General features: G+C 74.5%; 11 protein-coding genes. 5 read left to right on the forward strand and 6 right to left on the reverse strand.

Features of this window, described 5'->3' with window-relative positions; genetic code table 11:
• Positions 1–33 precede the first annotated feature (33 nt).
• Both ABZ565_RS07595 and ABZ565_RS07600 read right to left on the reverse strand, forming a co-directional pair.
• Positions 34–558 (reverse strand): SUKH-3 domain-containing protein, encoded by a 525-nt coding sequence (locus ABZ565_RS07595; RefSeq protein ID WP_361021588.1) that lies wholly within the window; start codon positions 556–558, stop codon positions 34–36.
• Between the two features lie 7 nt (positions 559–565).
• Positions 566–1,099 carry a YwqJ-related putative deaminase gene (locus ABZ565_RS07600; RefSeq protein ID WP_361021591.1) on the reverse strand — a complete coding sequence of 178 codons (534 nt, stop codon included), beginning with the start codon at positions 1,097–1,099 and terminating at the stop codon, positions 566–568.
• A 304-nt stretch (positions 1,100–1,403) separates the two neighbouring features.
• Between ABZ565_RS07600 and ABZ565_RS07605 the strand changes: the two genes are divergently transcribed.
• From ABZ565_RS07605 to ABZ565_RS07615, 3 genes are all read left to right on the forward strand, one after another.
• Positions 1,404–2,381, forward strand: a complete 978-nt coding sequence (locus tag ABZ565_RS07605) for an SMI1/KNR4 family protein (protein WP_361021594.1) — start codon at positions 1,404–1,406, stop codon at positions 2,379–2,381.
• 5 nt (positions 2,382–2,386) lie between these two features.
• On the forward strand, positions 2,387–4,888 hold the full coding sequence (locus tag ABZ565_RS07610) for an SUKH-4 family immunity protein (protein WP_361021597.1): 2,502 nt from the start codon (positions 2,387–2,389) through the stop codon (positions 4,886–4,888).
• A gap of 196 nt (positions 4,889–5,084) precedes the next feature.
• Positions 5,085–6,029 carry a cellulose-binding protein gene (locus ABZ565_RS07615; RefSeq protein ID WP_361021600.1) on the forward strand — a complete coding sequence of 315 codons (945 nt, stop codon included), beginning with the start codon at positions 5,085–5,087 and terminating at the stop codon, positions 6,027–6,029.
• Positions 6,030–6,036: 7 nt separating this feature from the next.
• Here ABZ565_RS07615 and ABZ565_RS07620 read toward each other — a convergent pair whose 3' ends face one another.
• Positions 6,037–6,492, reverse strand: a complete 456-nt coding sequence (locus ABZ565_RS07620; RefSeq protein ID WP_361021603.1) for a MarR family transcriptional regulator — start codon at positions 6,490–6,492, stop codon at positions 6,037–6,039.
• Between the two features lie 150 nt (positions 6,493–6,642).
• Between ABZ565_RS07620 and ABZ565_RS07625 the strand changes: the two genes are divergently transcribed.
• Positions 6,643–8,100: an MFS transporter gene (locus tag ABZ565_RS07625; protein WP_361021606.1), complete on the forward strand. Its 1,458-nt coding sequence runs from the start codon at positions 6,643–6,645 to the stop codon at positions 8,098–8,100.
• A 79-nt stretch (positions 8,101–8,179) separates the two neighbouring features.
• Here ABZ565_RS07625 and ABZ565_RS07630 read toward each other — a convergent pair whose 3' ends face one another.
• From ABZ565_RS07630 to ABZ565_RS07640, 3 genes are read right to left on the reverse strand one after another with little or no spacing between them, the layout of a single operon-like run.
• Positions 8,180–9,049 (reverse strand): haloalkane dehalogenase, encoded by an 870-nt coding sequence (locus tag ABZ565_RS07630; RefSeq protein ID WP_361021609.1) that lies wholly within the window; start codon positions 9,047–9,049, stop codon positions 8,180–8,182.
• A 35-nt stretch (positions 9,050–9,084) separates the two neighbouring features.
• Positions 9,085–9,489 carry a TIGR03618 family F420-dependent PPOX class oxidoreductase gene (locus ABZ565_RS07635; RefSeq protein ID WP_361021612.1) on the reverse strand — a complete coding sequence of 135 codons (405 nt, stop codon included), beginning with the start codon at positions 9,487–9,489 and terminating at the stop codon, positions 9,085–9,087.
• The gene (locus ABZ565_RS07640) at positions 9,486–10,178 is read right to left on the reverse strand and encodes an NAD(P)H-binding protein (RefSeq protein ID WP_361021615.1); all 693 of its coding nucleotides are present in this window, start codon (positions 10,176–10,178) and stop codon (positions 9,486–9,488) included. Before ABZ565_RS07640 ends, ABZ565_RS07635 begins: the two co-directional genes overlap by 4 nt.
• A gap of 75 nt (positions 10,179–10,253) precedes the next feature.
• Here ABZ565_RS07640 and ABZ565_RS07645 point away from each other — a divergent pair, with 75 nt between their 5' ends.
• Complete coding sequence (locus ABZ565_RS07645) at positions 10,254–10,844, forward strand: TetR family transcriptional regulator (RefSeq protein ID WP_361021618.1); 591 nt, start codon at positions 10,254–10,256, stop codon at positions 10,842–10,844.
• The last annotated feature ends 272 nt before the right edge of the window (positions 10,845–11,116 follow it).

Consider the following 11,116-nt stretch of genomic DNA (forward strand, 5'->3'; position numbering starts at 1 on the left):
CGCGCGGCGTGAGGCCGCGGCCCGGCGGGCCCCTCAGCCCGAGACCAGCCGCTCCGGCTGCAACCCCGTCACCAGCGTCGCCAGCGCCGTGTCGATGTCCTGGCCGAGGTACCAGTCCCCGGTGTGGTCGATGGAGTACACCCGCCCCGTCAGGTCGATCGCCAGGACGGCCTGGCCGTCCCCCTCCTCGCCGAGCGGTGCGACCTCGGTCGCCAGCGCGCGGCCGAGGTCGCCCAGGGTGCGGGCCAGGTGCAGCCCGCACAGGGGGTCGATGCGGACGGCCGGCGGTGCGATCTGGCGGCCGGGCGCCGTGGCGGTGATCCGGAGGCCGCCGAACTCGGCCCACGCCTCGACGGCGGCCGGGAAGACGGCGTGCTGGTGCCCGGCGGGCGAGGCGTGCGAGCGCAGGGCGTCGGCCCATTCCTCGGCCTGGCGGATGTCCCAGCGGCCGGGCGCCCAGCCGGCGGCGCGCAGGGCGGCGTCGACGGCGACGGGGAAGCGGGTGGTGGACTGGCGGTCGGGGCCGGTCTGCCGGGGCAGGTCGGTGCGGTCGTGCATGGCGCGGTCAGCTCTTCTCTGCGCTGGTGGCCGCGCCGGTCGCGGTGAGGTCGACCGGGCGTACGCCGAAGTGGGCGAGCATGACGGCGCAGGAGCGGCAGGGCGCCGCGTAGGTGCCGTGCAGGGGGTCGCCGTCCTCGCGGATGCGGCGGGCGGTGAGCCGGGCGTGCTTGAGGGCGCGGCGGGCCTCGCCGTTGGTGAGGGGCTTGCGCTGGGCGCGCTTGGAGCGCCCGGCCTCGGCGGCGGTGAGGTGCCGGGAGAGGAGTATGGCCTCGGGGCAGCGGCCGGTGAACCGTTCGCGCTGGGCGCTGGGGAGGGTGTCCAGGAAGTCCTGGACGAGGTGGTGGAGTACCGGCGGCTGGTCGCCCTTGCCGGCGGTGCAGGTGAGTGTTTCGCCGCGTACGGACAGGGCGGCGGCGACGGCGGGCAGGATGCCGTCGCGTCGCTGGCCGAGGCGGGGCGCGGGGCCCTTCTCGGTGCTGCTCCAGCTGAGTCGTGGGTCTCCGGTCGTGACGGTCTGTGCAGAGTGTGCGGTGTGCATGGTGCTGTGTCCCTCCCGTGCCCGCAGCGGCCGCTGCCTTCTGTGCACGCCCCCGTGTTTGCGGGTGACAGCCTGCCAAATGTGTCGGGTCCTGTGAAAGCTGGGTCGGTGAAACGTGTCTGCGTGTCGCGGTTCGGTGGCGCTCCCGTCGCCCGTCCGTCACCTGGTTGTGACGTTTGGTGACGGTTGTGGCCAGGGGACGGCGGGGCCGGTCCCCGTACGGGTGACACCGCTTAGGCTGTGCCTGGACCGCCTCCTGGGCAGGTCGGTCCTCATCAGCCAGACGCAGCAGGGGGCAACCGCCATGACGACAGGTCGGCTCGGGCAGCAAGCCGCGCCACCGAACGCGGCCTACGCCGGGCAGCTCGTGCACTTCCCGGACCCGGTCCGGGCGTCCCGCCACCCCAGAGGGGTGCGGATGGACGAGAACGGCTGTCCGGACTTCTCGCCGTACGCGCGCGCCGCGGCGGAGATCGCGGAGCCTCCGCAGGGTTTCGGTGTGGATGAGCTGCGGCTCACGGACTACGTGTCCGCGAACGCGGCGCTGGCCGAGGCGGGGCACGAGTTGTGGGACACGATCCCGCCGGTGGCGACGCCGCACGGCTGGACCTGGCACCACGTGCCGGGCGGCCGCCGGATGGAGCTGGTCCCGGTCGAGGTGAAGGCGCTGCTGCGCCATCACGGTGGGCTGGCGTCCACGGAGGTGGACCAGGACAAGCGGGGGACGCGCCCGCTCCAGGAGACGCGCCCGGCGCACTTCCGGCTGCCGAAGGGCGCCGTGGCGGTGAGCGAGCAGCAGATCCTGGGTGCCGAGGAGGACCTCGGTTACCGGCTGCCGGGGGCGTACCGCTCGTTCCTGAAGGCGGCGGGCGGTTCGGCCCCGGTGGGTGCGGCGCTCGATGCGGAGCTGGGGCTCCTGATCGACCAGCCGTTCTTCACGGTGCGCGAGGAGGCCGCCGTGAACGACCTGGTGTACGTCAACAAGTGCCTGCGTGATCACCTGACGAAGGACTACCTCGGTGTCGCCTTCGTGCAGGGTGGTCTGCTCGCGGTGAAGGTGCGGGGCGAGGGCCTGGGTTCGGTGTGGTTCTGTGCGTACGACGACGCCCGGGACCGTGACGGCTGGACGGTGCAGGAGCGGGTGGACCGGCTGCTGCTGCCGTGCGGTGAGGACTTCGACGCGTTCCTCCAGCGGCTCGCGGGCAATCCGCCGGAGCTGGAGACGGTGGCGAACCTGATGGTGGACGGCGGCTTCGCGCAGGCCGTCCCGGTGGAGGGGTGAGCGCGATGGTGACCTTCGCTCAGGCGCAGGAGCGCGCGGACGAGTGGGTGAACGGTGACGTTCCGGCGTATCAGCATCGCGAGGTGCGTGTACGTGAATTCGAACTCGGATTCGTGGTGTGGGCCGAGGACCGTGCGGACGGACCGGTCTCCGACGGTGGCCGGCAGCGGCTGGTGATCGCGCGGGACAGCGGTGAGGCGACGCTGTGGCCCGGGCTGCCGGTCGGTGAGGTGATCCGGCGGTACGAGGAGGAGTACGGCGCGCACGAAGTGGAGCCGGCCGCCCCGGCGCCGCCCGAGCGGGTGGACCTGAATCAGACGTCGTTCCTGCTGAGTCCGCCGGAGTGGCTTCAGGAGGCGGCGGACAAGCTGGGCATCCCGGACCGGCGTGCGGAGCGGGACGGCACCCCGCCGCCCGCGCCGGAGGCTCCGTCGTCCTTCCCGCCGCCGGCGCCGATCCCGTCGCCTTCGTCGCCTTCGCAGGGCGGTTCGGTGGCGTACGAGCCGACCGCGTCGGACGGCGTGCCGGCGTCCTCTCTGCAGCCGCCCGTGGGGGCCACGCCGTGGGCGGGGACCGATGTGAACGGGGACTCGGACGATGCGGAGGTGGCGCTTCCGGCGACGGTGTTCGCGCCGCCGCTGTCGGGCGCCGACGACGAGGAGGAGCTGCCCCCGGTCGTCCCGGCGGACGCGCCGACGGCGTTGATGTCGGGCGGCAGCCAGTTGCCGAAGACCGCGATCGCGCCGAGCCTGGGCGGCGGGCGCCCGCCGACGGGTCCGCCGGTGCCGGGTCCGCCGGTGCCGGGGACCGCCGTGCCGGGGCCGCCGGTTCCAGGGACGGGCGTGCCCGGTCCGCCCGTGCCCGGGCAGCACACCCCGCCGCCCGCCCAGCACACCCCGCCTCCCGGTCCGCCCGGCGGGCCGGGGGACATCGCCGACGCCGCGACGAGCAAGGCGGCCATCACGCCGCGCGCCCAGCGCGGGGGCACGCCTCCGCCGCCGCCCGGTGCCCCCGGTACTCCGGGCGCCCGGCCGGGTGCGCCGGTGCCGCCGCCCGGTGCCCCCGGTACTCCGGGCGCCCGGCCGGGTGCGCCCGTGCCGCCGCCCTCGGGTCCGGGTGCGCCCGGCGCGCCCGCGGGCGGCTATGTGCCGACGCAGCTCGTCTCCCAGCTGGGCCCGCCCGGGGCTCCGCAGCCGCCCGGTCCGCCGTCGCCGCCGCCCGCCGGCGGGGTGCACCAGGCGGCCACGATGTTCGCGGACCCGAACGCGTCGTCCGGCGGACCGGGCGTCCCGCAACCGCCCGGTCCGCCGGGTGTTCCGGGCGCGCCCCAGCCGCCCGGCCCGCCCGGTGCGCCGGTCGGGCAGCAGCCGCCTCCGCCGCCGGGGGCGATGCCTCCGCCCGGCCCGGGCGGGGTGCATCACGCGGCGACGATGCTCGCGGGGCCGGCGCAGGCCGGTCCGGGGGCGCCGCAGCCGCCGGGTCCGCCGATGGGCGCGCCGCCCGCGTACGGCTATCCGCAGGCGCCGCCCGGTCAGCCGACCGTGGGTCCGGGCTATCAGGCGGTGCTGCGGTTCCGGGCGCCGGACGGCAGTGAGCAGCAGCTGATCCGCCGCTCGGCGCCGGGTACGCCGCACCCGGAGTGGCAGATGCTGCACGAGCTGCGGGCGATGAACGTGCCGCCGCAGCAGGTGATCGAGCTGCACACGGAGCTGGAGTCCTGTGAGCTGCCCGGCGGGTACTGCGCCCGGATGATCCGGGAGACCTGGCCGCAGGTGCGAATCACGTCGGTCGCCCCGTACGGCACGGACCACGCGAGCCGGCAGCAGGGGATGCAGCATCTGCTGACGCACCAGGGTGAGCTGCACCAGGTGGCGGACGGTCCCGCGCGGCCCGCGCCGGTGCGGGCTCCGCTGCCGCAGATGCAGCCGGCGCCGCCGGTGCCGCCGGAGGCGCTGGCCGAGGAGATGATGCAGACCTTCGGTCCGCAGGGTGTCCTCCGCTTCGACCAGCGAGCGGTGTCGCGTCAGGGCGTGCCGGAGATCGTGGCGCGGACCCTGGTGTGGGCGGGTCTGCCCGCCGACTTCGGGCCGTTCTTCTGGGCGCAGCCGGGACAGCCGGTGGTGCCGACGCTGGCGGAGCTGGCGGCCCAGCGGCAGGTGCAGCCCGCGTCGGACGCGGGGTCGTATCTGGTGATGGGCTCGGACTTCGGCCGGGCGGTCTGCGTCCAGTACGGCACGGCGCACATCGTGGCGGTGCCGGTGGAGTCGGGGCCGGGTGGTGCGCCGGTGCCGCCGCAGTTCGTGAACACGGGGCTGCCGGAGTTCGTGCGCTGTATGGCGTTGCTGGGCCGGATGTGGCGGCTGCGGTACGGCCTGAACCCGGAGCAGGCGGGCCGCTGGACGGTGGACTTCCAGGCGCAGCTGGTGGCGCTGGACGCGGCGGCGCTGGCGTCGCCGGAGAGCTGGTGGTCGGTGCTGCTGGAACAGATGTGGGACGGCCTCATCTGACCGTTCCGTGTGCGGGGCGTGGTGCCCGGTCCCTTGCGGGGGGCCGGGCACCACGCCTTTCCCGTGTGTGATGCCGGTCGCTTCCGTCCGGAAAGCGCCGCATCGATTCAGACTTCCCGACCAATTGCCGCATCCTTGACCTATCGCTCGTTGGCCGGAGCGTCGGAGTCGGGAAGATCGGAAAGAGGCGTCAGGGATGAGTTCTGCACCGGGGTCCGCGTACGGGTTCGTCGGTGTACGGGGCCGTGGGTACCGTCCGGAGCAGGTGGACCGTGCGGTGGCGGCCCTGTCCGCGGAGTGCGACGAGGCCGTGGCGCGGGTGGCCCGGCTGACGGAGCTGGCGGAGGAGCTGGCGGCGGAGTCGGCCCGGCTGGACGAGGCCGTGGCGCGGCTGGCCCCGCCGGACTACGCGCCGCTGGGGGAGCGGGCGCAGCGGATCCTGGCGCTGGCGGAGGAGGAGGCCGGGGAGCTCCGGGGTGCGGCCCAGGAGGAGGCGCAGGCGCTCCGGGACGAGGCGGACGCGGCGGCCCGGGCTCTGAGGGACGCGGCGCGCACGGACGCGGAGGCGGTCCGGGCGGCGGCGGAGAGCGCGGCCGGTGAGCTGGTGGCGGCGGCGGAGGCGGCGGCCGGTGAGGAGCTGGAGGCGGCTCGTGCCGAGGCGGCCGGGCTGCGCGAGGAGGCCGAGTCCGCGATGGCGGCGACCCGCAGTCGTACGGCGAGTGTGCTGGCGCACCAGGAGCAGGAGCACGCCGAGCGGTGGAAGGCGGCGGAGCGGGAGCTCGCGGACGCCGAGGCGGCGCAGGCCGCGGAGCACGCCGGGCTGATGGAGCGCGCGGAGGCGGATCTCGCGGCGGCGCGCCGGGCCCGGGCGGAGGCGGAGGAGGCCGCGCGGCACGGTCAGGAGGACGCGGAGGCGCGGGCCGCCGAGCTGATCGCGCGGGCGCGGGTGCGCGAGGAGCGGGTGGTGCGGGAGACCGAGCGCGTCCTGCGGGTGCACGAGGAGGGCCGCGAGGAGGTCCGGGCCCACATGGCCCATGTGCGCAGTTCGCTCGCGGCGCTGACGGGGCGGGTGTCCCCGGCGGCGGAAACTTCGCGGGAGGACGCGGCACAGGTGCCCGCGCAGGACAGGGCGCGCGGCTGACGTTCCCTCAGGGGCGCGGCCAGGGGCGGCGCGAGAGCTGCTCGATGCTGCTGTTGAACCGTTTGAGGTAGTCGGCGAAGGCCGCGATGTCCTCGTCGGGCCAGTCGTGCATGACCTGGTCCAGGGAGCGCACGACGCGTTCTCGTTCCGCGTCCAGGAGCCGTGCGCCCTCGTCCGTGATGCGGAACTTGCGGGCCATGCCGCCGTCGGGGTCCGGGATGCGTTCGGCGAGGCCGGCGCGGGTCACGGCGGCGGTCTGGCGGTTGAGGGTGGAGGCGTCGAGGCCGAAGGCGTCGCTGAGTTCGCCGTTGGACATGGGGCCCTGGACGCGGAGCCGGCTCAGCAGGATGTACGCGCTGCGGTCGAGGAGGGCGTATTTGTGGCGTCCGCCGCGGTGGTCGGCGAGGCTGTGGCGGCCGAGCAGCATCTGCTCGTACTCCACCTCTTCCGTGGGCCTGGGCATGGGGGCGCCTCCTGCTTCTGCTGCTTGTGGGCGGCGGCTCATTCTCGCATGGAATGTGTATGTGACACATAATGTGTATGACACATTGGGCATGTACGATGCATGTCGCTGTCCCGGCAGGCGGGACCATGCCCCAAGGAGCCCCCCTTCATGGATGCCCCCCAGCCGACGGCGAGGTCGGGCGCCGTCGTCGCCACCCTGGCCTTCGCCGGCACCGTGGCAGCGGTCATGCAGACGCTGGTCACGCCCCTCATCGCGGAACTGCCCAAGATCCTGGACACCTCGTCCTCCAACGCGGCCTGGGTCATCACCGTGACCCTGCTGGTCTCCGCGGTGTGCGTGCCGGTCTCCGGCCGGCTCGGCGACCTGCTGGGCAAGCGGCGGATGCTGCTCGCCTGCTCGGTGCCGCTGATCGCCGGCTCGGTGGTCTGCGCGCTCTCGTCCTCCGTCGTGCCGATGATCGTCGGCCGCGGGCTCCAGGGCATGGGCATGGGCATGGTCCCGCTCGGGATCGCCCTGCTGCGCGACGTGGTGCCGCCGGAGAAGATGAGCTCGTCCATCGCGCTGGTCAGCGCCTCGCTCGGGATCGGCGGCGCGCTCGGGCTGCCGATCGCCTCGGCGGTCGCCCAGTACGCCAGCTGGCGCGTGCTGTTCTGGGGCTCGGCCGTGCTGGCCGCCGCGATCTGCGCGCTGATCTGGTTCCTGATCCCGGACGTCCCGGCGGGCGCCAAGGGGCAGCGCTTCGACGTGCCCGGCGCGCTCGGCCTCGCGGCCGGCCTGGTCTCGCTGCTCCTCGCCGTCTCCAAGGGCGCCGACTGGGGCTGGGGCTCCACGACGACCATCGGCCTGTTCGCCGCCGCCGTCGTGATCCTCCTCGCCTGGGGCTTCTGGGAGCTGCGCACCACGGACCCGCTGGTGGACCTGCGTACCACCGCCCGCCCCCGGGTCCTCATCACCAACATCGCGTCGCTCTTCGTCGGCTTCGGCATGTACGCGGGCATGCTGATCGCGCCGCAGCTGCTCCAGTTCCCCGAGGCCACCGGCTACGGGCTCGGCCAGACGATGCTCCAGGCCGGCCTGTGGATGGCCCCCGGCGGCATCATGATGATGGTCGTCTCCCCGTTCGGCGGAAAGCTCACCGACGCCCGCGGCCCGAAGTTCACCCTGATCTGCGGCGTCCTCGTCATCGCCGCCGCCTACGGCCTGGGCATCCTGCTGATGGGTTCCGCCTGGGGCCTGATGCTGTTCCTCATGGTCAGCAGCAGCGGCGTCGGCCTCGCGTACGGGGCGATGCCCGCCCTCATCATGAGCGCGGTCCCGGCCTCCGAGACCGCCGCCGCGAACGGCTTCAACACCCTCATGCGCGCCCTCGGCACCTCGGTCGGCGCCGCCGTGATCGGGGCGGTCCTCGCCCAGATGACCACCGAGGCGGGCGGCTACACCTTCACCTCGGAGTCCGGCTTCCGCACCGGCCTGATCTTCGGCTGCGGCGTCGCCCTGATCGCGGTCGCCATCTCCGCCTTCATCCCGGCGGTACGAGGCTCCGCCACGGCCTCCGACAAGGCGGACACCCCGTCCGCCCCGGAGACGGCGGCGGCCAACGGCTGACCCACCGCACACCCCGGACCGCCCGGCTCGCCGCCCCCGCACGGGGCACCGAGCCGGGCGGTCCGCGTCGCACGGAGCTTCACGCCCCCAGCCCGTGCCGGTCCGCCCACGCGCTGATCGCCGAGGCCAGCTCCTCGGGACGGTCCTCCGGGGAGTGGTGGCCGGCCGGGCCGTGGCGGGAGACCTCCAGGCCCGCGATGTTCGCCTCGCACCAGGCCACGGCCGCCGCGTCGGTCATGGCGCCGGGGCCGGGCTCGAACGCGGCCAGGAGCTTGGGCACCTCGGGGCTCGCGGCGAGCCAGGCGTCGTAGCGCTCGATACGGGCCACGACGTCGGCGGGCTCACCGTCCAGCGGCATCATGCGCGTCCACGCCAGGACCGGGCGGCGGCTGTCCGGGGTCGGGAAGGGGCGGCGGTAGACGTCGAGATCGGCGGGGTCGAGCGGGGTGGCGAGCGTCCCCGGCAGCCCCTCGATGAACGCGCTCTGCTCCAGGACGATGCTCTCGCCCACCCCGGGCGTCCGCAGGAGGGTGAACAGCTCGCGTCCGGCGGCCGGGAACTCGTCACCGTACAGCGGTTTGACGATCGTCTCCGTGAAGGCGAGCGCGCGGACGGCCCCCGGGAGGCGCGCGGCCCGGTCGAAGGCGAGCGCGCCGCCCCAGTCGTGACCGATCAGTACGGCCTCGGACAGGCCGAGCGCGTCGAACCAGGCGTCCAGGTGCCGGGCGTGGTCCTCGAAGGAGTAGGCGAGGCCGGGCTTCCCGGAGTCGCCCATGCCGATGAGGTCGGGGGCCAGCAGCCGGCGGCCGGGCGCGGCCACCCCCGGCAGGACGTTGCGCCAGAGGTGGGAGGAGGTGGGGTTGCCGTGCAGGAAGACGAACGGCAGACCGTCGGGGTCGCCCGACTCGCGGTAGTGGACGGTGGTGCCGAGGACGGGAACGGTGGACATGGCGGAGCGTCACATCGCTTTCAGGTCGCAGGACTTCATACGTTGAGGCGCAGCACCCGGTCGACGGTGATCTCGATGACGACCGGGTCCGGCGGGGCGGGCGGTGCGGAGCCGTACCGGGCGGTGTAGCGGCGTACCGCCTCCGCCAGGCGTACGGGATCGGTGTCGACGGACGCCCGGCCTTCGAGGGTGATCCAGCGCGGCCCGTCCGCCTGGCAGAGGGCGACCCGGGCCGCCGGGCCGCCCGCCGCCACATTGCGCGCCTTGCGGGTGCCGGCCCGGGTGGTCACCCGGGCGAGGCCGGTGGCCGCGTCGAAGGTGAAGCGGACGGGGGCGACGTGCGGGGTGCCGTCGGGGCGGAGCGTGGTGAGCGTGGCGGTGCGCGGGAGGGCGAGGAAGCCGCGGGCGGCGGCGGTGAGGCGGGGCAGGTCCCGGCTCACTTCTTCCTCACCCCCTCGTTCCAGATCAGCTTGGCGATGTTCGGCTTCACGGCGGTCGTGACGACGCCCATGGCCGTACGGACATGGCGTCGTTCCTCCAGTTCGCGCAGCATGCTCGCGGCGAGGTCGGGGCGGGCCGTGAAGACGCCGTCGGCGCTGGACGGGGCGGTGCGGTAGTCGGTGACCTCCGGGTGCTCGAAGAGGCCCGACGGCCGGACCAGGGTCCAGTCGAGTGCCGTGCGGCGGACGACGTCCTCCATGCGGCGCATGTCCGCGTGCAGGGTGCGGCCGAGGCGCCGGTTCACCAGCGGGTCGAGCACATGGTTGAAGAAGTGCGCCCCGGTGGGCCGCCAGCCGGGGTCGGCGATGCTGGAGCTGACGACCAGCAGCCGCCCCACGCCGTGCCGGCTCATGGCCCGCGTGATGGCCGCGGCGCTCTGCGAGTACAGGGTGATGGGCTGCTTGCTGAAGCGGGCGCCGAGAGCCGACAGGACCGCGTCCGCCCCCTCGACCGCGGCGTCCACGGCCGCCGGGTCGGTGGCGTCGGCGACGGCCGGGGTGACCCCGGGGCGGGCCCGCAGCGAACCGGGACGGCGGATGACGGCGGTGACCTCGTGACCGGCGGCGACGGCCTGCTCGGTGAGGTGGCGTCCGGTCGGGCCGGTGGCGCCGAAGAGCGTGATGCGCATGGCGGGGCTGCTTCCTTCGGGGTGCGGTGGGAACTCCCTTGACTGTGCGGATCACGCCCCGCACGCTCAACGCTGATGAATAACGCCGTGTCCGCCCCCGCCAGGCCCCGTGGCCGTCCACGGGGCAATCCGCCGACCCGCGCTTCGCTCGTCGTGGCGGCGCGGGCGCTGTTCCTGGAACGCGGCTACCGGGCCACCACGCTGCGCGCCGTGGCCGCCGCCGCCGGGGTCGACCCGGCTCTGATCTCGTATCACTTCGGTTCCAAGAAGGGCCTGTTCGCCGAGGTGATGCAGGTCGGGTGCGCCGAGGCGCTGGCGGTGGACGAGGTGCTGGGCGGTGATCCGGCCACCCTGCCCGGACGGCTCATCGACGCGGTGACGGGCCTGTGGGAGGACGCCGAGTTCCGCCGGCTCGCCACCCGGGGCGAGGCCGCCGAGGAGGCCGTCCGCGACTACCTGGAACAGGAACTGCTGGGGCGGCTCGTTGAATTCCTCGGCGGACCGGACGCGACCGCCCGCGCCACCGCCGTGGTGACCGTGCTCGGCGGGATCATCTACACCCGCTATCTGAACCCCCTCCCCACCCCGGCCGCCCTCACCCCGGCCGAGACCCGCGCCGCCCTCAGCCCGGCCGTACGCGCGGCACTCGCCCCCCGGCGCCGGTAGGAAGCTCCTCTCCGCCCTGCGGCGTGGACCCCTGGGTGCACTCCCTGAGACCGGGGTCCACCCGGGGGTCCAACCCCCTAGGGGGAGCTCCTTACTGCGGGCCAGGGGCCGTTCCTCCCGGTGGAGGACGTGCGGGGGCGGGGTCTCTCCGTAGCGTGGTTGTCGTACCGCAGACGTACCGCAGACCTGCCGCCGAAGGGCGGACCTCAGGGGAAGGGGTGGGGAAAACCCCACCGGAAGACTGCGCTGGGCACCAGCGCGCCGGACCCCCT

The sequence above is a fragment of the Streptomyces sp. NPDC016469 genome (assembly GCF_040632905.1).
GTDB lineage: Bacteria > Actinomycetota > Actinomycetes > Streptomycetales > Streptomycetaceae > Streptomyces.

Bases quoted from the DNA above. Each gene is read 5' to 3' on its own strand.
- ABZ565_RS07595 (WP_361021588.1), bottom strand. From the start codon at position 558: ATGCACGACCGCACCGACCTGCCCCGGCAGACCGGCCCCGACCGCCAG.
- ABZ565_RS07600 (WP_361021591.1), bottom strand. From the start codon at position 1,099: ATGCACACCGCACACTCTGCACAGACCGTCACGACCGGAGACCCACGA.
- ABZ565_RS07605 (WP_361021594.1), top strand. From the start codon at position 1,404: ATGACGACAGGTCGGCTCGGGCAGCAAGCCGCGCCACCGAACGCGGCC.
- ABZ565_RS07610 (WP_361021597.1), top strand. From the start codon at position 2,387: ATGGTGACCTTCGCTCAGGCGCAGGAGCGCGCGGACGAGTGGGTGAAC.
- ABZ565_RS07615 (WP_361021600.1), top strand. From the start codon at position 5,085: ATGAGTTCTGCACCGGGGTCCGCGTACGGGTTCGTCGGTGTACGGGGC.
- ABZ565_RS07620 (WP_361021603.1), bottom strand. From the start codon at position 6,492: ATGCCCAGGCCCACGGAAGAGGTGGAGTACGAGCAGATGCTGCTCGGC.
- ABZ565_RS07625 (WP_361021606.1), top strand. From the start codon at position 6,643: ATGGATGCCCCCCAGCCGACGGCGAGGTCGGGCGCCGTCGTCGCCACC.
- ABZ565_RS07630 (WP_361021609.1), bottom strand. From the start codon at position 9,049: ATGTCCACCGTTCCCGTCCTCGGCACCACCGTCCACTACCGCGAGTCG.
- ABZ565_RS07640 (WP_361021615.1), bottom strand. From the start codon at position 10,178: ATGCGCATCACGCTCTTCGGCGCCACCGGCCCGACCGGACGCCACCTC.
- ABZ565_RS07645 (WP_361021618.1), top strand. From the start codon at position 10,254: ATGAATAACGCCGTGTCCGCCCCCGCCAGGCCCCGTGGCCGTCCACGG.